The following is a 677-nucleotide window of genomic DNA, read 5'->3' on the forward strand; positions in this document are numbered from 1 at the left end:
AACCCGGCGAGGTCCGCTACCCCGCCACCAAGACCGACGGCTCGAACATGGACGGCGCCGGCTCGCCAATCCCCGAGGGCGCGCGGGTGCAGCTCGACCCGAGCATCGACGTCGACACCATCCCCGGGATCAGCAGCGGCGAGAAAGCCATCGCCAAGGCCCTGCAGACCTACGGCGCCTACGTCGGGGACAACGGCGGCGCCCGGATGGCGTTCATCGCCGAGTACGCCCCCGACTCCAACGCCTACTCCCAGGCCGGGCTCTCCGGGGACTTCGTCGCCCTCGACCACATCCCCTGGGCCAAGCTCCGCGTCCTGTCCGACTGGAGCGGCGGCACCCAGACCACCCCCACCGGAACCGACACCACCGACCCCAGCACCAGCTCGGACGCGGGCTCGGGATCGGGCGCGGGCGGGGTCGAGCCCAGCGCGGCGACCTGCGGAAACGGGCAGCGATGACCCTCCACGCCAACCCCATGCCCATGCCCATGCCCGGTGAGGCGTGCCAGGCCCAGCTGTCCTCTCTATTGACACTCAAGGAGCAGTGACCATGCCCGTCACCACCACCGTCGGCACCCTGGCCGTCGCCGCCGCGCTGGCCGCGGGACCGGCCCTGACCACCACCCCCGCGCTCGTCGCCGACCAGACCGACAACCGGACCTGCACCGTCCAGACCAC

The 677-nt window shown here is 71.9% G+C and carries 1 pseudogene; it reads left to right on the forward strand.

Annotated elements, in window-relative coordinates:
* Window positions 1-458, forward strand: a pseudogene (locus PSD17_RS23070) (hypothetical protein); the annotation flags it as partial.
* Window positions 459-677 lie beyond the last annotated feature (219 nt).

Source organism: Pseudonocardia sp. D17, from assembly GCF_036984265.1.
GTDB classification, from domain to species: domain Bacteria; phylum Actinomycetota; class Actinomycetes; order Mycobacteriales; family Pseudonocardiaceae; genus Pseudonocardia; species Pseudonocardia benzenivorans.